At 60.3% G+C, this 20,566-nt stretch carries 16 protein-coding genes; 8 read left to right on the plus strand and 8 right to left on the minus strand.

The window, feature by feature from the left end:
* Positions 1–387: 387 nt before the first annotated feature.
* From LOC54_RS06735 to LOC54_RS06765, 7 genes are all read left to right on the plus strand, one after another.
* A complete protein-coding gene (locus tag LOC54_RS06735) occupies positions 388–1,677 on the plus strand; it encodes an outer membrane beta-barrel protein (protein ID WP_279313057.1) in 1,290 nt (429 codons plus the stop codon).
* Between the two features lie 9 nt (positions 1,678–1,686).
* Entirely contained in the window at positions 1,687–3,144 is a 1,458-nt protein-coding gene (locus LOC54_RS06740) for a sodium:solute symporter (protein ID WP_279313058.1), read from the plus strand.
* A 61-nt stretch (positions 3,145–3,205) separates the two neighbouring features.
* Positions 3,206–4,252: an ABC transporter substrate-binding protein gene (locus tag LOC54_RS06745; protein ID WP_279313059.1), complete on the plus strand. Its 1,047-nt coding sequence runs from the start codon at positions 3,206–3,208 to the stop codon at positions 4,250–4,252.
* A 12-nt stretch (positions 4,253–4,264) separates the two neighbouring features.
* The gene (locus LOC54_RS06750) at positions 4,265–6,505 is read left to right on the plus strand and encodes a TonB-dependent receptor (protein ID WP_279313060.1); all 2,241 of its coding nucleotides are present in this window, start codon (positions 4,265–4,267) and stop codon (positions 6,503–6,505) included.
* 197 nt (positions 6,506–6,702) lie between these two features.
* On the plus strand, positions 6,703–9,489 hold the full coding sequence (gyrA, locus tag LOC54_RS06755) for a DNA gyrase subunit A (protein WP_279313061.1): 2,787 nt from the start codon (positions 6,703–6,705) through the stop codon (positions 9,487–9,489).
* A gap of 87 nt (positions 9,490–9,576) precedes the next feature.
* Positions 9,577–10,095 (plus strand): pantetheine-phosphate adenylyltransferase, encoded by a 519-nt coding sequence (gene coaD / locus LOC54_RS06760; protein WP_279313062.1) that lies wholly within the window; start codon positions 9,577–9,579, stop codon positions 10,093–10,095.
* A gap of 97 nt (positions 10,096–10,192) precedes the next feature.
* The gene (locus LOC54_RS06765) at positions 10,193–10,678 is read left to right on the plus strand and encodes a peptidylprolyl isomerase (protein WP_279313063.1); all 486 of its coding nucleotides are present in this window, start codon (positions 10,193–10,195) and stop codon (positions 10,676–10,678) included.
* On the opposite strand, the gene LOC54_RS06770 is transcribed toward LOC54_RS06765, so the two are convergent.
* The gene (locus tag LOC54_RS06770; RefSeq protein WP_408740310.1) at positions 10,666–11,898 is read right to left on the minus strand and encodes a DNA recombination protein RmuC; all 1,233 of its coding nucleotides are present in this window, start codon (positions 11,896–11,898) and stop codon (positions 10,666–10,668) included. The two genes, LOC54_RS06765 and LOC54_RS06770, sit on opposite strands and share 13 nt — an antisense overlap.
* Entirely contained in the window at positions 11,895–12,068 is a 174-nt protein-coding gene (locus tag LOC54_RS06775; RefSeq protein WP_279313064.1) for a hypothetical protein, read from the minus strand. The genes LOC54_RS06770 and LOC54_RS06775 overlap by 4 nt, the downstream gene beginning before the upstream one ends.
* An 84-nt stretch (positions 12,069–12,152) precedes the next feature.
* Here LOC54_RS06775 and LOC54_RS06780 point away from each other — a divergent pair, with 84 nt between their 5' ends.
* Entirely contained in the window at positions 12,153–13,949 is a 1,797-nt protein-coding gene (locus tag LOC54_RS06780; RefSeq protein ID WP_279313065.1) for an alginate export family protein, read from the plus strand.
* A 242-nt stretch (positions 13,950–14,191) separates the two neighbouring features.
* Here LOC54_RS06780 and LOC54_RS06785 read toward each other — a convergent pair whose 3' ends face one another.
* The 6 genes from LOC54_RS06785 to LOC54_RS06810 form a co-directional block, all read right to left on the minus strand.
* The gene (locus LOC54_RS06785; protein ID WP_279313066.1) at positions 14,192–14,584 is read right to left on the minus strand and encodes a hypothetical protein; all 393 of its coding nucleotides are present in this window, start codon (positions 14,582–14,584) and stop codon (positions 14,192–14,194) included.
* 80 nt (positions 14,585–14,664) lie between these two features.
* Positions 14,665–15,984, minus strand: coding sequence for a dihydroorotase (locus tag LOC54_RS06790; protein ID WP_279313067.1), 1,320 nt, complete (start codon positions 15,982–15,984; stop codon positions 14,665–14,667).
* A 57-nt stretch (positions 15,985–16,041) separates the two neighbouring features.
* Entirely contained in the window at positions 16,042–17,820 is a 1,779-nt protein-coding gene (asnB, locus tag LOC54_RS06795; RefSeq protein ID WP_279313068.1) for an asparagine synthase (glutamine-hydrolyzing), read from the minus strand.
* Entirely contained in the window at positions 17,820–18,869 is a 1,050-nt protein-coding gene (locus LOC54_RS06800; protein WP_279313069.1) for a glycosyltransferase, read from the minus strand. The genes asnB and LOC54_RS06800 overlap by 1 nt, the downstream gene beginning before the upstream one ends.
* Positions 18,866–19,780, minus strand: coding sequence for a glycosyltransferase family 9 protein (locus tag LOC54_RS06805; protein ID WP_279313072.1), 915 nt, complete (start codon positions 19,778–19,780; stop codon positions 18,866–18,868). The genes LOC54_RS06800 and LOC54_RS06805 overlap by 4 nt, the downstream gene beginning before the upstream one ends.
* A 7-nt stretch (positions 19,781–19,787) precedes the next feature.
* Positions 19,788–20,566, minus strand: a 779-nt coding sequence (locus tag LOC54_RS06810) for a hypothetical protein (RefSeq protein WP_279313070.1), incomplete at its 5' end; no start/stop codon positions are given.

Raw genomic sequence — 20,566 nt, forward strand, 5'->3', positions numbered from 1 at the left:
GAAGCCTGCGATCGCTGTATTGCTGCTCGCACGGCGTGCGTGGTCGTGGCGCTCCCATGACGTATCTGTCCCATAATGCTTCCTTCCACTCGCGTGAAAATATTACACCATCAAACCCCGGGACTAAACACGTAGGCCCATGCCTGAAAAACGGGCTCCACCTCTCTTCAAGCATCCTATACTCTGATCTCCAATATGAAGAATATTTCTCTGGCAAGTTACATATAATAAATCGGCAGATATATCATACACGGCAGTAGAGCTACGCACTGCTGTCGTTTTTCCTTACTCATACTGTTGTGTTTCATCACGAAATCGGTTCATTCTCTCTGTGTATCGATCTCAGGCCCGCCCCGCATCCGCGGGCGGCACAGGCAGGAACAGAGTATGAATGGCATTACCCTGAAGCGTATCCTGCAGCCTCTGCGTTCGGCTGTATTCAAGGTGTCAGCCACACTGAGCGTCGCTGGTTTTTCCTGCATTTCACCGGCAAGCGCGCAGGTTTCGATCTTTCACAACGACGCCAAGACCGGTATCGGCAGCTGGCTTAACGACGTGACCCTCAAGGGACAGATCGAAGGCGGTATTACGGCGAATCCCGCCCGTCCTGCCGATGGCATCAACTACGGAAACTTCTTCGGGGATCATGCCAATCAGGTCCAGCTGGACCAGGTCTATCTCACGCTTTCCCGTGATATCGATCCTGCCAAAAGTGACTGGCAGATCGGTTTCAATCTGCAGGCGCTGTATGGTTCGGATGCGAGATATTACCATCTTCTCGGTATTTCCGACCGGATGACCTCTGACCGGTACCAGTTTATTCCGGCGCAGGCGCATATCGACGTTCATGCGCCGATCATCACCAAAGGCGGCCTCGATATGCAGGCGGGTATTCTTCAGGCTCCGATGGGGCGTGAGGGAATGGATCCGATGTCCCGTCAGTTCTACACCCTTGCCTATACCTCTGAATATGCGGTGCCGTTTGAGCATGTCGGGGCCATGTTCAACCTGCATGTCGATGATCGTTATGATGTTCTGTTCGGCCTGGATACCGGCAACCAGACCACGTTCGGGCGTCGTGATAACAATGATGAACCGGCGGCCTATTTCGGCCTGAACATTCATCATCTTCTGCATGATAAACTCGATATTACCTATCTCGGCCGTGTCGGTCCTGAAAACTCCATCAGGGCGCTGGGCCACAGGGCCAACACCGCACAGCGTTTCTGGAACGATCTCAGTGCTGCCTATAAAATTTCCGACAAGGTGACCCTGACCGGGGAATTCAACTTCCTTCATGACGAAGGGCTGAGGGCCGAGACCTACAGCTTTGTCAGCTTCCTGACATGGGATGTCTCCCCGTCCTTCAGCTTCAACTATCGTGGCGAGATTTTCCGTGATAACACCGGCCTGATGGTGGCCTCTTTCCTCGATAACCGCTCCTATATGAACGCGATTGCCGGAAAGACCTCCTATGCGGTTTCCGCACCTCCGACGACCTATGGTGCCCTGACGCTCGGAGTGAGCTATCATCCTGATCTCGGCCATCATATCCGCACCTTTGCGATCCGCCCGGAAATCCGATTTGACCGCTCGCTCAACGGCACCAGCCCGTTCAATGCCGGCCGCAATACGGGCATGTTCACCTTCGGCGGAGACGCCGTTCTCGGGTTCTGACCGGTCGCGGTGAGTCCTGACCTTCTTGCCATCGGTCTCTGGCTCGTTTTCCTGACAGGCGGTGCGCTCTGGCTGTCAGGACGCGGCCGGAGCGGTCAGGATCTTCTCAGCGCGCATCACGATCTTCCGGCCTGGGCGATCTGCCTGTCCGTTGTCGCAACGGAAACCTCCACCCTGACCGTTATCAGCGTGCCCGGGATCGCCTGGCAGAAGGGTATGGTGTTTGTCGGGCTGGGCGGCGGTTATCTGCTGGGGCGGATTGCTGTCGCCCGCTGGCTGCTGCCGCTTTACATGCGCGGCAGTCTGACCAGCGCCTATGAATATCTTGCGCTGCGCTTCGGGCGGCATATGCAGCGCACGGCATCCTGCACATTTCTGATCACGCGTCTGCTGGCGGAAGGCGTGCGCCTGTTTGCCTCCACCCTGCCGGTCTGCGCGCTGCTTGCCGCGCATGACCTGATTCTTTCTCCTCTGGCCGTGCTGATCGGACTGACCGCGCTGACGGCTCTTTATACGGCGCTCGGCGGACTTCGGGCTGTTATCTGGTCGGATGCGGCGCAGTTCATTCTGTATTTTTCCGGTGCTGCGGTCTGTGCCGTGTGGCTGTTCCATGGTCTCCCGCCTTCCGGGCGCAGTCTGGCTGCGGAACCGGGGCAGTTCTTTCCGTTCTCGCTGCATGGCTCCGTGCTGACGGATGCTTTTGCTCCGCTCACGGCGCTGGTCGGCGGAGCGATCATGGCCATGGCCTCCCACGGGACGGATCAGCTTATGGTCCAGCGCGTTCTTGCGGCACGATCTCTGAAAGATGCGCGCAAGGCGATGGTCTTCAGTGCCGTGGTCGTCACCGCGCTGTTCGCCCTGCTTTCCCTGTGCGGTATTTTCCTGCGGGCCGGAGCGGGAGGCGTGTCGCTCTCCGCTGCCGGATATCATTCCCCGGATGATGTCTTCGCGCATTTCATGGTGACCGGTCTGCCTCAAGGACTGTCGGGGCTGATGGTTGCGGGAGTGATCAGCGCGACGATGGGATCTTTGTCCTCAGCTCTCAATGCCATGACCAGCTCGACCTTTGCTGATCTTCTGCCTGCCCGGCCGTCAGGACCAGGACGGTTTTCGACGGCCTTCGTGACGGGATGCTGGGCCGTGGCCCTGATTGCCGCCGCCTGCGGATTTTCCGCCTCCGGCCAGTCGGTTCTGATTTTCGGCATGCAGATTGCCGGATATTCCTACGGCGCCCTGCTCGGGGCCTTTCTTCTGGGCATGATGGTCAGATCGGTGGATCAGCGGACGGCCCTGTCCGCATTTCTCGTTACCCTGCCGGTCATGGCGCTGATCATCGGATTCTGTCGTCCCGGCGGACAGAGCATCGCATTTCCCTGGCTCGTTCCGCTGGGCGTGATCATCACCTTCGGCAGTACAGCGGTTCTCATGACCTTTCGTGCCCTGAAAAAGGGGAATATCGGGCAATAAGGCTGCATTCTCCGGGTTAAAGGCAGTTTACTTACCGCACTTTGTCTATATACAGAAAAATATGGACGTAAAGCTGTCCCCCTCTTTCCTGACCCGACGCAGGCTGCTCAGCACAGGCGCTGCGGGCCTGTGCCTGCCGGCTGTCGTGCGTGCGGAATCGTCGCGCCACGTGCAGGATATGTTCGGGACGGACGTGGCAGTTCCGGACGCACCGCTGCGTATTGCGGATCTGTGGTTCGCCCATAACGAGATCGTCACGATGCTGGGTGCAGGCTCCCGGATCCGGGTGACTGTGGACGGTCCGGATGAGTTTCCCTGGCTCTACAGAATCGCTTCGGGGCTGAAGGACGCGCATCTCGTGCATCCTGCCGGACTGAATCCGGAGATGCTGATTGCCGCAGGTATACAGCTGGCCTTTACGTCCACGGAGCAGCAGGCCCTGCCCCTGCGCGCGGCGGGTATTCCGACCATGGCAATGGCGTTTCAGGATATGTCCGGACTTCTGAAATCACTGGCGATCACGGCGGATGTGATCAACACGCCTCTGGCGCGTGACCGTGCGGCGTCCTGGACGTCTGAGCTGAAACAGCTTTCCACCCTGCTGAACGCACGGCTGGCCTCGGTTCCGATGGAAAAGCGGCCTCGTGTCCTGCATCTGATCCGGCTGTCTCCCGTGGCCTTTGACGGCGGACATTCCATCATCGGCGAATGGATCACGCAGGCAGGCGGCATCAACGTTGCGGCAGCCGTGTCGGGGACGAAGCGCACGACCACGATCGAGCAGGTTGCGGCCTGGGATCCGGATATCATCATCGTGCAGGGCGGCGTCACCCTGCCACCCGAGGGCGCCGCCCCTCCCGGATGGGAGATGCTCCGCGCGGTGAAAGAAGGGCGCGTTATTTCCAATCCGTTCGGTATGTTCCCGTGGGATCGCTACGGCACCGAATTTCTTCTCCAGCTCCGGTGGGCGGCACGGATGTTCCATCCGGATCTGTTCTCCGACATCGATCTTCGCTCTGAAACATCGCGTTTCTACAGGACGTTTTTTGACTGCTCCCTGAGCGGGGATGAAGTGTCTCAGATCCTGTCCGGCCACCTGCCTTCCTGAAACAGAAAGATCATGAACCGAACAGGATATTCCGTTCTTCTGAGCGGATTGTTTATCTCCTCGCTCTCTCCGGTCCTTGCGAAGACACGCAGGAACACGACCGTGCATCATCCGCACCGGACCGGCACGCCTGCTCCCGCCGGGACCGAGCGGATTACCGTTTCAGGTCATGAGATCGCGGGAACATCGGCGCGGTATCTCAAGCCTGTTGCGGATATGGGGCCTTTAGGGAACAGGAAGCTGCTGGACACGCCTTTTTCCGTCATGGGTGTGACCGGGGACGTGATTGCCAATCAGCAGGTCCGCAATATCAACGACCTGATGAAATATCTGCCGTCCGTACAGCTGGAAATCCGCGGCGATGCCAATACGAGCCGCCCGCAGTCGCGCGGCTTTGAAAGCGATGTCGTCTCCAATATGCGGATTGACGGTCTGAATGCGGTTTCGACAACACCTTATGCAGGCGAGCAGTTTGACGGCCTTGAGGTTCTCAACGGTGTGGGCGGCGCTCTGTACGGGCCTCAGAATCCGGCCGGAACATTTTCATATTCCCTGAAAAAACCGACGGATAAAAATATCCGGCGTCTGACGCTGGGGATTGATTCCAAGGGCGCGGTTATGGAAGAGGGTGATCTGTCGGGCCGCGCCGGAAAGAACGGATGGTTCGGATATCGCCTCAATCTGCTCAACGGAGACGGTACCGGCTATGTGAAGCAGAGCTGGCTGCGCCGTGGTCTTGTGGATGGCGAATTCGATTTCCGCATCACCCCGTCCACGAGAATTGAAGTCGGGGCCAGCCAGTATTCCTACGCACAGCGCGGCTTCGCGCCCGGCTTTGCCTATGGCACCACGCTTGCCGGGACGGATATCACCCAGGTCCTGCCTGCGGCTCCGGATCTCAGCAAGCCTCATATGTCCCAGGATTATGCGGGATATAACGCGACAACCAATATCGCGCATATGAAAATATACCATCAGATCAGCGAGAACTGGAAGCTGACACTCGGCGGGCTGTATCAGAACGCCCACCGGCAGAATTTCGGCACCACGGATCAGCTGACGGATAATGAGGGCGGATACCGGCAGACGATCTCCGCTGCGGCGACCGCGAAGAATTTTCGTGTCGGGAGCAACCTTGCCTATATCAACGGCCATGTAAAAACGTGGTTCATAGGCCATGATATCGTGATCGGCACCAACGGCTATATGATGGGAAATTACAATCCCACATCCGGGCAGAGCTTTGTTCTGGGCACGGGATCGATCTATGACCCGCAGGCTTTCGAGGGGCATCAGCCGCATTACAGCGGGCATTATCAGTCGGCCTATATCCGCAGCCAGTCCATGATTGTCGGGGATACGCTGCATTTTGACAGACACTGGTCCATCATGGGCACGCTGTCCTGGTCCTGGATTCATGCCCATAACTACTCATGGAATACGGCGCTCGGCCGGGCCGTGACGAAAAGCACCTACAGCCGGGCAGCGGCATTCAGCCCTTCGGTCAGCCTGCTTTACAAACCCGCAGAGAACCAGACGGCCTATTTCACCTGGAGCCGCAGCGTGACGCCGGGTGATACGGCCCCGACATCGGCAGAAAATGCCAATGAAATTCTTACGCCTTACAAGAATGAGGAATATGAGGTCGGCTATAAGTTCCTTCTGTGGAACAGGCTGATGCTCAATGCGGCCGGTTTCCGCATGACGCGCCCTGCCCCGTTCACCGATCCCGTAACCCATATCTACGGAGCATTCGGGCAGCAGCGTAACTACGGTGTGGAGTTCCAGGCCTCCGGATCGATCACGAAAAACCTGTCGGTTCTGGCCGGTGTGACGTGGCTGGACGCCCAGCTTGGCAATACCGGCACGGCCTCGACCAGCCACAAGCAGGTTGTGGGCGTCCCGCCGGTCCAGGCCAATGTCCTGCTGGACTGGCGTCTGCCTCTTCCTGAGGGGAGCCTTGCCTCGGGGCTCGCGGTCAATGCCAACGTGCATTACACCGGCCGCCGCGCGGCGAACGTCTACAACACCACTTTTGCGGGCAGCTATGTCCTGCTCGATCTTGGCGTCCGGTATCCGTTTCATGTCCGGCACGTGATGATGACGGCGCGCCTCGGTGTGAACAACGTGACGAACGAGCGCTACTGGGCCTCGGTCTATCCCTCGAGCACCAACGGCCTGACGACCGCGACCAACTCGGCCTATGCCGGTATGCCCCGGACCTGGCATTTTACGGTCGAGGCCGATTTCTGAAGCCGTCCGCACCGGCCCTGCGGGGCGGCCAGGCGGCGTGATACCGGGGAAAGCGCCGCGAAACGCCGTCCGGCGGCGCTCGTCTCTGGCCTCCTTCTTTGCGGCTGTGCTAGGGTATGCTGCGCCGCCGGATCGCTCCGGCCGGCAGGCCTTCCGTGCCCGTTTGCGGCGGACACTCATGACATGACGGACTGACCTTGACCGAGACGACCTCCGACCAGCCGATTCCTCCCCTTCCCTCCGATCTGGTTCCGGTAACCATCGAAGAGGAGATGCGGTCCTCCTACCTCGCCTATGCGATGTCGGTGATCGTCTCCCGCGCCCTGCCTGACGTGCGGGACGGCCTTAAGCCGGTTCATCGCCGTATTCTCTACGCCATGCGTGAAAGCGGTTTCACGGCGGACAAACCCTACCGCAAATCGGCCCGCGCGGTCGGTGATGTCATGGGTAAATATCATCCGCACGGCGATTCCTCGATCTATGACGCCATGGTCCGTATGGCGCAGCCCTGGTCGATGCGGGTCCGTCTGATCGATGGTCAGGGAAATTTCGGCTCCGTGGACGGGGACAGCCCCGCCGCGATGCGTTACACCGAGGCCCGTCTTGCGAAGGCCGCATCCTTCCTGCTGGATGATATCGACCGCGATACGGTCGATTTCCAGCCGAACTATGACGAGACCGAGGAGGAGCCCCAGGTTCTTCCGGCGTCTTTCCCCAATCTCCTGATCAACGGCGCGACCGGCATTGCTGTCGGTATGGCGACAAACATCCCCACGCATAATCCGGGCGAGGTGATTGACGCCACGCTGGCCATGATCAGCAATCCGGACATCACGCTTGATGAGCTGATGCAGATCATTCCGGGGCCGGATTTCCCGACGGGTGGCCTGATCCTCGGACGTTCGGGCATCCGCTCCGCCTTCGCCACCGGGCGCGGCGCGGTGATCATGCGGGCACGGGCCTCCATCGAGGAGATCCGCAAGGACCGCCGGGCGATCATCGTCACCGAGATTCCGTACCAGGTGAACAAGGCGACGCTGCAGGAGCGGATCGCCGATCTGGTCCGCACGAAGCAGATCGAGGGTATTTCCGATATCCGCGATGAGTCCGACCGTTCGGGCATGCGCGTCGTGATCGAGCTCAAGCGTGAGGCGACACCGGATGTCGTCCTGAACCAGCTTTACCGCTTCACGCAGCTGCAGACCTCGTTCGGCGTCAATATGCTGGCGCTCAACGGCGGCCAGCCGCAGCTGATGGGCATTACGGACGTCCTGTCCGCCTTTATTGCCTTCCGTGAGGACGTGATCCTCCGGCGGGCACGCTTCGATCTCGGCAAGGCGCGTGATCGCGGACATCTGCTGGTCGGTCTCGTGATTGCGGTGGCCAATATCGACGCCGTGATCGCCCTGATCCGCTCCGCGCCCGATACGGCGGCGGCGCGTGAGGCGCTGATGGCGGCCGAGTGGGATGCGGCCGAGGTCGAGCCGCTTCTGGCCCTGATCCATGATGAGGGCAATGTCGTCATCGACGGGAAGGTGCGGCTGACCGAGGCCCAGGCACGCGGCATTCTGGAACTGCGCCTCCAGCGGCTGACCGGTCTGGAGCGGGAGAAAATTCAGGCTGAGCTTTCCGAGGTTGCTGTCAAAATCAGCGAACTTCTGGAAATCATCGGCTCGCATGTCCGCCGTATGGAAGTGATGCGTGAGGAGCTTCTGACCGCCCGCGCGGCGATCGTCTCTCCGCGGATGACCGAGATTACGGATTATGCCGGGGATCAGGATGACGAGAGCCTGATCGAGCCGGGACTGATGGTCGTGACCATCACGCGGGACGGGTTCATCAAGCGCACGCCGCTTGAGGTGTTCCGGGCGCAGAACCGTGGCGGGCGCGGCCGGACCGCAGCCGGGCGACGCGGCGATGATATCGTGATCCGCTCCTTCAATGCCCATACGCATCAGTGGGTGCTGTTCTTCTCCTCCGGCGGCAAGGCCTATCGCGAGAAGGTCTGGCGGCTTCCCGAAGCCAGCCCGACGGCCAAGGGGCGTGCGCTGGTCAATCTCCTGCCGGATCTCGGGTCAGACAGCATCACGGCGGTTCTGCCGCTGCCCCAGGACGAGACGCTGTGGGAGGCGCTGCATCTGGTCTTTGCCACGGCCAGCGGCGGCGTCAGGCGTAACCGTCTGTCCGACTTCAGGAATATCCGCGCTTCAGGCCTGATTGCCATGAAGCTGAACGAAGGAGACCGCCTGATCGGCGTGGCGACCTGTCACGAAGGGCAGGATGTGTTCCTCGCCACGCGCAAGGCCCGCAGCATCCGCTTCCGCATTACGGATGAGACCCTGCGTGTGTTCGCCGGACGTGATTCCACCGGTGTGCGCGGCATAAAGCTGGCGCCGGGCGATGAGGTGAACAGCCTGAGCATCCTCAACCATGTCGCGGCAACGCCCGAGGAGCGCGTGGCCTATCTGAAGGCTGCCAGCGCGAAGAGACGGGCCGAGAACGCGACGGAAGATGCCGAGGATGCCGAGGTGATCGAGGCGGACGAGGAAGTCGTGGCCGATACGGCTCTGTCCGCGGAGCGTTTTGCCGAGCTGGAGGAGAAAGAGGAAATTCTCCTGACCGTCAGCGATGCGGGCTATGGCCGTCGCTCATCCGCCTATGATTATCGCGTCTCGGGCCGTGGCGGCCTGGGCATCAGCAACATGACGTTCTCCGCCAGCAAGCGCGGATCCGAGGTTGTGGCGACGCTTCCGGTCCTGCCGGGTACGGATGTCATGCTCGTGACGGATGCGGGCCGTCTGATCCGCGTTCCTGTCGATCAGGTGCGTATCATGTCCCGTCAGGCCAGCGGCGTAACCCTTCTGCGTCTGAACGAGACCGAGACGGTCACGAGCGTCTTCCCGGTGATGGAGGATGACTCCGCCGATGACGAGGATGATGCCGCTCCCGAGGGCGGAGAGGCCCCTGAGAGCGGAGCGGAATAACGGAAAGACCAGCCTCAGGGCTGGTTTTTCTTTCTGCGGCCTCCGCCCGGCGGACCGGCAGTTCCGGACTGCGGATAACTGAAGATCATGTCTGAGATGAACACACGGATTCCCGCAGCATTCTATCCCGGCACCTTTGATCCCGTGACGGAGGGGCATCTCGATATCATCCGGCGCGGGGCCAGACTGTTCGGGCGGCTGATTGTCGGGGTGGCTGAAAATGCGGGGAAAAATCCGCTGCTGTCCCTCCCGGACCGCCTGGCCTGTCTGGAGGAGGTTCTGCCCGGTATTGCCGCACAGACCGGCACGCAGATCGAGGCTGTCTCCTTCAGCACCTTACTGACCCGGGCGATGCAGGACCACGGTGCTTCCGTGATCCTGCGCGGCCTGCGCAACGGCACCGATCTGGATTATGAATCGCCCATGGCCCGGCTGAACACCCGTCTGGCACCCGGGATCGAGACGGTCTTCCTCGTGGCAGGGGCGCAGGTGCAGGATATTTCATCAGGGCTGGTGCGGGAGATTGCGCGCCATGGCGGGGACATTACATCCTTTGCTCCTCCCGGTGCCTGTCAGCGGGTTCGCGCTGCTCTCGGAAAGTGTTAACACGGCGCAGACCTGCTGCCGCACCGATCCGGAGCGCGGCGTCGTTTCATGCGCGTGATCCGGTTTGCCCGGTCACGCTTTCAGCGGATTTAAGAATATGACCGAAGCCAGCAACGATCTGATCAATATGGACCTCAGCACCGGCCGTGTTGTGATCCGCCTGCGCCCTGACCTTGCTCCTCTGGCGGCTGAGCGTCTGCGCGCTCTGGCGGCGGAAGGGTTTTACGACGATATCGTGTTCCACCGCGTGATTCCGGGCTTTATGGCTCAGGCCGGAGACCCGACGGGAACCGGCACGAGCGGCAGCCATCTGCCGGATCTGAAGGCCGAGTTCACGAACGCGGCGAAGTTTGAGCGCGGAACGCTCGGCATGGCCCGGACGATGAATCCGGACAGCGCCAACAGCCAGTTCTTCATCATGTTCGAGCCCTGCCCGTCCCTGGATGGCCAGTACACCATCGCCGGTGAGGTGATCGAGGGCATGGAGCATATCGACCAGATCAAGAAGGGCCGCGGCTCCAGCGGCATGGTCACGGATCCGGACAAAATCGTGAAGATGCGTCCGGCTGATCAGGAAGGCTGAAACGGCAGTTCGCCGGTATCCGGGTCCGCGTGCGGTTCCGGCTCCGGCCCGTCTGCCGTATCCAGATCGCGGAGCTGACGTGACATCACGCGCGTCCGTCTCCGCGCTTCTTCTATGGACCCGGTCATGGCCTGGGCGTTCCGTCCCAGCTTTTCCAGAACCGCATCCATTTTAACGAGTTCATTGCGCGTAACGCCCAGAAGACGGGCGATCGTGTCCGTCCGCTCCTCCAGTGACAGCGTGACATAGCCCAGGTGGATCGTCCGCAGCAGGGCGGGCATCAGTCCGGGACTCATCACGATCACACGGCTCGTACGTCCGATTTCATCCAGAAGACCCGGGCTGCGCGCAACCTCGGCATAAAGACCGTCCGTCGGAAGATAGAGCACGGCAAACTCCGATGTTTCCGGCGGCAGGATGTATTTCGAGGCGATTTTACGGGCCTCCAGCCGCAGTGTCGTCTCCAGGGAGCGACGGGCCGCCCGCTCTGCCTCACGGTCATCCGCCTCCGCCGCGTTCAGAAGACGCTCATAAGCCTCCATCGGAAATTTGGAATCGATGGCAAGGACCGGTGCCCGCTCGCCCCTGACCGGCATCCGGATGGCAAACTCCACAACATCTCCGCCCTGACCGATGCGCCGGTTCACCTCGAACGATCCGGGCGGCAGGATATCGTCCAGAATCGAACGGAGCTGGGATTCTCCCCAGCCGCCCCTTGTCTTCACATTTGAGAAAAGACGTTTGAGATCACCAATCTGCGCGGTCATGGCGGACACCTCGCCCATTGCGCGCTGCATGACCGAGAACTGTTCCAGCACGCGCTGGAACGAGGTCTGCATCTGCTCTCCGACAGCCGTGTGCAGCTGCTCCGTCACCGCAGAGCGCAGCGCCCCCAGATGGCGGGATGAAGCTTCAGCCATCTCACGCAGGGCCTCGGCCTGGGCAGCGCGGGCTTCGGCCTGCTCCTTGCCCAGAAGCCCGGTCATTGTTCCGATCCGCTCTGCCATATCCAGCCTGAGCTGATCGATCCGTGCTGCAGACTGCGTCTGTTCTGCAGCACGGGCCGCGCCGTCGCGCTCCGTCAGGACATAAAGACGAGCCAGCAGGTCCGTATCCATCCCCCCTTTTCCGGTGCGGCGGGACAGAAGCAGAAAAATGCAGACCACGGCTGTGATGATGAACAGCACCCATGGCAGCCAGACGGTGATCGGATCGTTCACGCCCCCTCCCCCGGCAGCAGACGGATGGCGACGCCTGTCGGAACAGCTTCTGAGTATTCAGTCTGTTTCACAAACAAATCAACATCAACAAAATGTTGCTGAACCGCCACACCCGCAGAACAGAGCGGTGAGTACACGAAAATGCCAGGTGACTGAAATTTCTTTTTCATGCACCTATCTCATGCAAGACATGCGCTCCTAACATGGGACGTAATGTCTTCAAAAAAAATAAAAAGCTTACTGAAGGTCTGGTTATGACGATTTACCACCGAGGGCTCCGGCCAGCCTGCCGTTCCAGACTGGCCGGACTTCTGACATCAACCGCAGGCTGTTTTGCAGTATTTCTGTGCGGGTCTGTCCCGAACGGGTCCGCACATGCCGAAACCGCACCGGGCAGTTCGATCGTGCAGCACGGGGTCATCACGCCCATGCATCACGAAGCAATGCAGCAGAACAGCAATAATTTCGGCTCGCGTTCCGTCCCGAGCCAGGACAGGGGTAAAACCGGCTTCTGGAACAATACGCTTCTGCCAACACTGGACAGCCGTCCCGAACTTTATGCCCAGCCACAGAATCTGCAGAGAAACGTAGCCTCCCCTGCCCTGCTGCATCAGGGACCGTGGGGGATCTTCAACTCCAACACCGGCGCGGCCGCGGGCTTCGGCACCGTTGGCTATTACGCCGTTTCCCGCTGGGCCGAGGACTGGTCCAACCTGCGTGATCCGAAGAACCGGATCGATTTTCTGGATCCGCTGAAATATATCCCGTTCAATAACAGCGGATCGGTCTATCTGACCCTGAGCGCCAACTTCCGCCAGCATAACTTCTATGATCAGCATCCGTTCTTCGGAACGAACGGTCTGAAGCATACGCTGCGCACGCAGTTCCGCTGGAATGCCGGTGCCGACCTCCATCTTGGCGAGCATCTGCGCCTTTACGGCGAACTGATGAGCGGTCAGGCCGGCGGCACGAGATATTTCGGCTATAATAACGGCAGATGGCGCAGCAAGCTCGACGCGCAGCAGGCTTTTGTCGAGGTTCATGGCAAGCTGTTTCATGCGCAGACCGGCGTGATGGTCGGGCGGATGACCTTTCTGGACATGCCGCCCTATATCTCCGCAGGCAGCGTCTATCCGACCATTCCCTATTCCTGGAACGGTATCCGTGGATATGCGTTCTGGAAAAACTTCCGCGTCGATCTGTTTGACCTGACCATGACGAACTGGACGCTGCAGAATGTCCCGTTTCGTGATCAGGTGGGATACAAGACCCGGCTGTTCGGCGCCTACACATCCTACGCCGTACCGTCCTTCAAGTTTCTCGGCGTGAAAAGCCAGATCTTCGTGGATACATTCTATCTCGGCTACATTCTGGCAAACAGCAATGTCTATACGGGGGCAGGCACCCAGGCCGGATCGACCAGACGTGACACGCCTGGCATGCGCGTGTGGGGCAATGCCGGACCGCTGGAATTCTCCGCAGGATGGATGTGGCAGGGCGGTTATTTTCACGCCGCCAACAATGCCTATCGTCGCGGTGTCTCTGCCTATGCCATCACGTCCCAGGTCTCATGGCGCTTCAGAAAAACCTGGGGAAAGCCGGCTGTCGGTCTGCAGGTGGATAAATTCTCCGGCGGAAACAGCCAGAAAAGCAGAACCAGCGACTGGGGCAACTTCCTCAATCCCTTCGTGCCGTCAGCCTACTACACCGATATCAGTACCTACACGGGCAATACCAACCTGATCGATGTCGGCCCGATTGCCACCGTCACGACCAGCCGCAACACATCCCTTCTTATGAAGGTGCATGCGATGTGGCGTGCGAATACGCATGACGCGGTCTACAGCAACCCGACCGGTGTCTATGCCGCGTCGCCAAAAGTACACGGTTCCTATATCGGCACGGCCCCTCAGGCCAGCTTTACGTGGCGTGTGACGCGCCATGTGACCTTCAGCGTCGATGCGATGTATTTCTTCCTCGGCAGCGGCATGAGGGATGCCGGTCTTAAATCCGGCGCCTATGCCCAGAGCAATCTTGAACTGACACTCTGAAAAGAGAGACCACTGGTATGAGGCAGCCGCCTGTCCGGCTGCTCCATCCGTGTCGACTTACGGGCAGGGCCGCCCTTCGCGTCCCTCCTCCAGACATTTAATACCGGCAGTACACACGGCCGATCTGCGCCTTACGATGGCGGCACAAACCGTGCTGCGGAGCAGAATGCCGACCGGCTGAACAGAAGCTACGGCAACGCTCCGCCGTCCAGTCAGTATAAATGAGCGGCGGAACGTAACTCCTATTTCACGCCGAATTTCGTCTGACCGGCCTTGAGCTGCTTCGTCAGCTTCGTAAAGCTGGCAGCGATACGCTGCTGTACGCCCACGGCACCGTCATGTACCTGACCGATTTCTTCCTTAGCTTTGGCACTGATGGCGCTTTCCGTTTTTGTCGCCTCTTTCGCCACGCAGCTGTTATAGGCCCGCGCCTGTTTTTCGTACGCCGTAACCTTATCGATACTGGCGTTATATTTCTCTACGGAAGAGGTCTCCACTGACGGCGCGGATGGTTCCGTGCCACAGGAGGACGGCGGCGCCCAGGCCCGGGCGGAAGGAACTGCCACGAGCGTCGTGCCGGCCAGAGCAAACGCTCCGAGGCAGCGGCCGAGCGGGAGAAGAAGACTGTTTTTCATTGTCTGTTCAGATGCTTTCGCAACATAAGCCCGATTCTCCCGGGCGGAATGCCGGGAGCACCGTCCTTACTGCATCAGACTCATGGCGTGAATCGGGCAAGCTGCCCGCGCGGCTCTCCGCAGACAGTGTCATCACGCATCACGATCTGCCCGCGGATAATGGTCATGACCGGCCAGCCGATGATCTCCATTCCGTCAAACGGTGTCCAGCCCGCCGGTGTGACGATCCGGTCATTCGTAATCGTCTGCCGGGCTTTCATGTCCACAATGGTAAAATCGGCATCATAACCCGCAGCGATCCGGCCCTTGGCCTGCAGGCCATAGACACGGGCCGGGCCGGACGCCATCAGATCGGCCAGACGCCCGAGTGACAGCCGCCCGGCGCTGACGTGGCTGAGCATGACCGGGACAATCGTCTGAATACCGGTCAGTCCCGCAGGGCAGTCCGGCCAGGGACGGGCTTTTGCCTCCAGCGAATGCGGCGCGTGATCCGAAGAGACGACATCGATCGTGCCGTCAGCAACCGCCTTCCATGCCGCCTCGTAATGACGGCGATCACGGATCGGCGGGTTCATCACGGCCAGGGAGCCGAGCTGGTCATAGCAGTCCGGTGCAACCTGGGTAAGGTGATTGACCAGCACCTCCACGGTCGCAATATCGCGATATCCCTGCAGATAATGCAGCTCTTCCGCCGTGGAGGTGTGCAGGATATGCGCGGGACGCCCGGTTTTCCGCGCCAGCGCCATCAGCCGCCGCGTGCCGAGAAAAGCACATTCCTCATCACGCCAGACCATATGCATGGAACAGGGCTGACCCGAACTGAACATGCCCTTTCTGGCCTGCAGCCGGTATTCATCCTCGGAGTGATAGGCCACGCGGCGATGGCCGTGGCGCATGACGGCCTCAAGCCCGGCATCATCCTCGATCATCAGATCCCCGGTGGAGGACCCGGCAAATACCTTGACCGCACAGATGCCATCCATCTGTTCAAGCTGCCCGAGACGAGGCGTATTGTCCCGCGTCGCACCGATATAGAACGCAAAATCGGTCCAGGATTCCGCAGAGGCATATTCCTGCTTCCACCGCGCCATCTCGTCCGTGGTGATGGCCGGAGATGTGTTCGGCATGTCAAACACAGTCGTCAGACCGCCGAGCACCGCCGCCTTCGTCCCGGTGGGAATGCTCTCCACCTCCGGCTTGCCCGGATCACGCAGATGCACATGCGCGTCGATCAAGCCTGGCAGAACATGCAGGCCTTTCGCATCGATCACCTCACCCGCATCGGCATCGCCTGGAACATCCAGACTTGCGATCCGCCCGGATATGACCCCGATATCGGTCTGATACTCTCCCCAGGGGAGAATGCAGTGTCCGTTGCGGATAACCAGATCGTAACGCATCACAGTGTCCTTATCGTCAGAATCAGCCGGGCAAGGGCGGGCAGAAAGGCAGCGGTCTCAGGCCGCGAGCATGTCATAAACACCGGCATCCGGCTTCATGCCCCGTACGTGAATCCTGTGCCACAGAGTATAGAACAGCAGCGTCCAGGCCGCATGTCCCGCATGACGGGCAGCAGCATTGCGGAACAGCGCCCGCACGTTCTCAGCCCGCGCGATCTCCTGCACCATCGGATCTGCCGCCACCAGCTGCCCCAGCCTGTCCCCTTCGGCCGCAATCCAGCTTCCGACCGGAACTGTAAATCCCTGCTTGGGCGCAAAGGGTCTCGCGGCCGGGAATGTGCGGGCCAGCCACTGCCGCAGGAGCCATTTGCCCATGCGATCGCGGATACGCATCCCGTCCGGCAGTGACCAGGCCACACGCGCCACGACCGGATCGAGCAGAGGCGTGCGCCCCTCCACACCATGCGCCATCAGACAGCGGTCCAGCTTGAGAAGAAGATCATTGGGCAGCCATTCCGCAATATCCGCGGCCTGCACTGCGGCAAGACGACCATGAGCGCCTTGCAGCGCGGCCATCTCCGCCGCCGCAATCCCGTCGCGCCAGTGCCTGCCCCGCTCCTTAAGAACATCCGTCCTGTCGAAAATTCCATGTCTCCACGGTCGTTTTCCTCCACGCCACCAGGGCCGCATCGCAGAGCGATAGCGTCCGTATCCCGCAAAAAGCTCGTCTCCGCCCTCTCCGGACAGGACAACCCGGACAGAGCGCGACGCCTTGCGGGCCAGAAACCATGTCGGGATGATGGCATAATCCGCAGCCGGATCATCCATGCAGGCCACGATTTCCGGAAGATGCCGCCACACATCATCGCGTGTGATGCGGATGATGTCGTGCTCCGCACCGGCCGCTCCGGCCAGGGCTCGGGCAGCCTCGCTCTCATCCGCCGCCTGCGGCACATCAAAAGCCGCCGTCCAGGCCATCAGTGCCTCAGACCGGCCACTCTCTTTCCGCAGACGCGCCATAACGGCCAGAACAGCCGCACTGTCGATCCCGCCTGAAAGAAACATCCCGAACGGCACGTCGGATCGCTCATGCACGCGCACGCTGTCTGTCAGGGCCGCATCAAGCCTGTCCAGCGCTGCATCTTCCGTAAGAGACGGATCAGGAGCAACAGCCGGCACAGCTCGGATACGGGAGGAGGACACGATCTGTCCTTCCGAAATTCTTATGGTCTCTCCGGGAAGAATCCGTCGTATACCGGACAGGATCGTCTCCGCCCCGGTCGTAAAACCAAGCTGGAGCAACTCTGTCTGCCGGGCGATATCCACCTCCGGCGTGAGCAGACCGGAGGCCAGAAGGGCAGAAATTTCAGAGGAGAATATAATCCCCTCTGAAAAATGAGCGATATATAATGACTTGATCCCGAACGGATCGCGGGACAGCGTTATTTCCCCGTGCTGTGCATCATGAATGGCAATGGCATACATCCCGCGCAGACCGCAGGCGAACGAGGCGTCATCATGTTCCCATAACCGCAGGGCAGATTCACAGTCACTTCCGGAAACATATTTATATTCAGAATGTTTTTTCCGGATATCCGGATCGTTGTAAATCTCTCCGTTGGCAACCAGCGTTGCCGGACCTGCCCGCAGAGGCTGGTCTCCGCCCTCGGGATCGATGATCGCCAGCCGCGTGTGGATCAGGTCAGCCCGCCCGAGACGGACGATATGCGTTCCGTCCGGTCCGCGATGTGCCAGAGCCGCAGCCGTTTTTTCAAGAACGGCAGCCTCACGAGGGGCAACGCCGCGCGCCCAGGAAATTCCTGCAATGCCGCACATCAGCCTCTCCTGCCCCGATCCGGAGAAACATCTGACAGAAAGCGCTCCCATGCGGCCAGAACCGGCTCCGGAGCAAAATCCTGCTCATAAACCGCACGCCCGGCCGCGCCAATCCGGCGTGCAAGATCCTGATCACCAAGCGCCTGGGAAATCCTGTCAGCAAGACCGCGCTCATCTTCCACCGGCGCAAGAAGGCCGTTCTCTCCGGAAACGATCAGTTCCGACGGCCCCTGTGAGGCCGCCGCCACAACCGGAACCCCGGCAGAGAACCCCTCGATCACGACATTCCCCAGAGGTTCATGCCGCGACGGGCAGACAAGAACGTCACAGGCCCTGATCAGCGGAGCAGACGCCGCCCATCCCGGCATCAGCACACGATCCGCAACGCCTGTCCGGCGCGCCAGATCCTCCAGAGACCCGCGCTCCGGCCCCTCCCCTGCAATCACCAGATAGACTGAGGGAAGATACGCCATCGCACGTATCAGAACATCAAAGGCCTTGTTCGGATGGAGCCGCCCCAGCGCAAGAATGAAGGGCGCTTCCCGCGGAATGGAATCAGGGCGCTCCGGGGAAACAGGTCTGATATCATATGCAAAATTCGGAACATAATGCACGCGGTCTTCCGGCCAGCCCTGCGCGCGCATCCAGCTCACAAGCCCTTTTGTATTACCGACCAGATGAGCGCAGCGGCGATACCATGAGAGATCGTAAAAACCGCCCAGTCTTCCTGCAAGAGTCCAGTCTCCCTCCGGAGAGAAACGCGCGGCCCTGTTCATCCAGGTCACCACGACATCCGGTGCGGACTGCCGGAGAACCCGGCGCAGACGGGGAGCCGTCAGTAAATCCAGCCTTCCCCCGAACCCGAGTTCAGCCGGAGCCAGCCCCCCGGCCTCAAGACGGGCCCGTCTGTCCCCGTTGCGCCTGATGACGGGAAGAACCTCAAGACCGGTTTTTTTCTGCTCCAGACACAGACGTTCGAAAAACATCTCCGCACCACCATGTGCCGCCCCGGCCATGACATGCGCCACGCGCGGCCGCAGAGCGCTCATCCACAGGCCCTCCCGCCAATGACATCCAGCGCCTTTTCCAGCACCTCATCTGCGGCCAGCCCCGCAATCGGCGCCTCTCCTTCCGGCCCCGGAGCGGAAATCGAGAACGCATGAGGCCCGGACGGCGCATATTCACTGACGCGGGAAGGACCGAACAGCCCCAGAGTCGGCGTTCCTGCCGCTGCAGACAGATGCATCAGACCGGAGTCATTACCCACAAAAAATGCGCAGCGGGACAGCATCGCCGCGGTCTCCGCCAGGGAAAACCGGCCACCGGCATCGATCGCCTCCGGCAATGCCAGAAGCGGTGCGGCCAGTTTCCGTTCGGTTCTGCCCGGTCCGTAAAAAACCGCAAGCCGCGCTCCGGGACGGGCTTCCCGCAATCCGTGCCAGAGGCTGATGAAACGTTCCGCAGGCCAGATCTTTCCTGACCAGTTTGCTGTCGGCCCCAGACCGATCAGCATATCCTCCGCCTCCGGCTGCCCTGTCACCGCATCCGCGACGGCCTGATCCTCCGGCGCTGTCCATATCTGCGGCAGCGGCGGCGGGGTCAGCCCGAACGCCGCCCCCAGATGAGCCAGTCTCAGCCCCGGACGGCGTCCGCCCCGGACAATCATCCTGCGCGATGCGAGGAGACACCAGGAAACGCCGGATCCGCGCAGATCGACAACCAGATCCCACACAGACGTCACGCAGCGACGCCACAACGCCAGCCAGTGCAGATCAAAACGCTGTTTTTCCATCACGATCACACGCTCAAGGCGCGGCATCCGCTCGAACACCCCTGCAGCCACCGGCCCGCAGGCCACGGTAAAGCGCGCGGACGGATATGTCGCCAGAAGATGGCGCAGCAGCCCGGTGGAAATAACGGCATCCCCGAGCCGGGTGGAGGTAATGAAAAGAATCCGCACCGGCACGTCAGAGCGGAGAGAAGCTGGCCCTGACATTGTGCTCACGATTATATTTCACCTGATCCTTGCTCAGCTGAAAGCCGATCTCGAAAATATAGTCATTCCCCGTATTGACGGGGCGGACCGGCAGATCGACCGAACCCACGCGCCCGTCAAACTGCAGGCTGTCCGTTCCCGGCGGGAAGGTGACGGTCTGCTGATACACGTGTTTTCCGACGATCTTGTCATTATGTACGACAGCAACGAACCAGGGGAGCGTGACGGTATTGCTCTTCGCCGCCGGTCCCCGCATCACGACCATATGCAGACCGATACGGGTACTCTCGTTTTTGATCCCCGATGCGATACATTCCCCCTTCACACGCACGATGCTGGCATGTGTCACCAGATGGGAGAAGATGCCCGGGCTGCCGTCATACTGGTAGTAATCCCCCAGAACATCCTGGACATGAACGGTCGCGCAGGCCGGTGCGAAGCGCATGTCGTCATCCGCGACATCGCATCCGGCAAGAAACAGCGGCAGTGTCAGGGTTACCGCCAGCGCGCCGATACTGCCCGGGATCACCCGGGATGCCCGGAGGCGGGCTGTCCGGCCGGAAGGGGAAAAACCAGAAATCACCACCATCTGCCTCACACATAAAAACCGGTTCTGACGCCGGCCACCCACGACATAAAAAAGAGATATGCCATTCTCTGCCGTCTGAGGCCAGTGAATTGCCCCGGGTTTTGTGGAGACAGAACGACCCGAGAGGTAAGAAGAATTCATGAGCAACAAATCGAAGCGTT

This window comes from Acetobacter sp. AN02 (assembly GCF_029759835.1).
Lineage (GTDB): Bacteria > Pseudomonadota > Alphaproteobacteria > Acetobacterales > Acetobacteraceae > Acetobacter.